At 73.1% G+C, this 1,545-nt stretch carries 2 protein-coding genes and 1 pseudogene; all 3 read right to left on the reverse strand.

Annotation, left to right across the window (positions count from 1 at the left end; genetic code table 11):
* Window positions 1-645: alcohol dehydrogenase catalytic domain-containing protein (locus tag ACNPM4_RS04215; RefSeq protein WP_448984798.1), on the reverse strand; the 645-nt coding region annotated here is incomplete at its 3' end.
* Window positions 646-656: 11 nt separating this feature from the next.
* Window positions 657-1,364: a phosphonatase-like hydrolase gene (locus tag ACNPM4_RS04220; protein WP_448984799.1), complete on the reverse strand. Its 708-nt coding sequence runs from the start codon at window positions 1,362-1,364 to the stop codon at window positions 657-659.
* A pseudogene (locus ACNPM4_RS04225) lies at window positions 1,361-1,545 on the reverse strand (TIGR03364 family FAD-dependent oxidoreductase); the annotation flags it as partial. The pseudogene ACNPM4_RS04225 and the gene ACNPM4_RS04220, both read right to left, overlap by 4 nt.

Below are 1,545 nucleotides of genomic sequence, written 5' to 3' on the forward strand. Positions count from 1 at the left end.
GGCGGCGGAGAGCCCGACGAGCCCCGCACCGTGGATCCGCACGGCGGCACCATCGAGGTCATGGTCCCGGGCAGCCCTGGCCACGGCCGCCCACGCGGTCGCCGTCGCGCACCCCGCCGGGGCGAGCACGGCGGCCGGCAGCGCCTCGGGCACGCGCACGATGGCGGTACCCTCCCGCAGCTGCACGTGACTCGCGAACGCACCGGTCAGGTCGCCGTGCGCACCGACCCGGTCGTGCCCGTACTTGCCCAGGCTGCGGCACTTCTGCGGCATCCCCCGCAGGCATCGGTCGCAGCTCGCGCACGAGATCGTCACCGACCACACCACGCGGTCGCCGATGCGCAGCGGAGCGCCGTCGACCGTGCTCGCGCCGGTGTCGCCGGTCGCGATCACCCTCCCGACGCTCTCGTGACCGAGCACGAGCGGGGTCGGCGCCGACCGGCGGCCCTGCACGGTGTGCACGTCGGAGCCGCAGATCGTCGACATCTCGACCGCGACGAGCACGTCGCCGTCGGCGAGCGCGACTCCCGGCACGGCGATCATCTCGTGCGGATGGCCTTCACCGATCCAGACCATCGCCGTCGCCGCCGGACGCAGCGCGACATCTCGGCGGTGACCGGGCGGACGGATCAGCAGCGTTCCCATGGCGATCCCTCTCAGGAGGCGGCGACGAGCGGGAGCAGCTCGCGCTGCGCGAGCGCGACGCGGAGTGCGGTCACATCGCTCAGCACGGCATCCGCACCCGCCGCGCTCAGCGCCGGGCGATCGTGGGCACCGGTGAGCACGCCGGCGACGAAGCCGGCACCGGCCCGACGCCCGGACTCGACGTCGCTGACGGTGTCTCCGGCGACGGCGACCGCCCGCACGGAGGACGTCTGCGTACGCAGCAGCGCCGCGAGCACGAGGTCGGGTGCGGGGCGGCCGCGCCCCGCGTCGACGGGCGACAGCACGAGGTCGATGAGGTCCTGCCAGCCGAGTCCGTCGATCAGGGCATCGCGGGTCACCGGGGCGAACCCGGTCGTCAGCACGACCGTGAGCCCGGCATCCTTCAGGTCCTGGATGGCGTCGGTCGCGCCGGGAATCTCGGAGACGCCCTGCTCGGCGACGATCTCGGCGTAAGCCCCCTCGAACGCGGCGGTGGCACGCTCAGCCGCGGCCCGGTCTCCGGAGGCGAGGTGGGTGAAGACGTCGATCTTCGACTGGCCCATGGTCACGCGGACGTAGTCGAGGGCCTCGGCCCACGGCATCCGGTCGGCGACGCCCGTGCGCTCGGCGGCGCGCTGGAACGCCTGCTCCACGACGCCGTCGTCGAGCACGGTGGTTCCCGCCATGTCGAGGACGACGAGTTCGAGAGGAGTGGTCATGATGTTCCTTCCATTGCTGCCGTCCACCCGAAGGCGGCGGCGAGGTTCTCTTCGGCCAGGCCGAGGCCCGTGGTCATGCCGATGCCGGTGGTCGCGGCGAGCACGAGCACACCGTCGTCGCCGCGGTCGATCAGGAACTCCTGCGGCCCCTTCGCATAGACGCCCTGCCACCGCTCGATCA

It is taken from the genome of Microbacterium umsixpiens (assembly GCF_053543675.1).

Bases quoted from the DNA above. Each gene is read 5' to 3' on its own strand.
- ACNPM4_RS04220 (WP_448984799.1), bottom strand. From the start codon at position 1,364: ATGACCACTCCTCTCGAACTCGTCGTCCTCGACATGGCGGGAACCACC.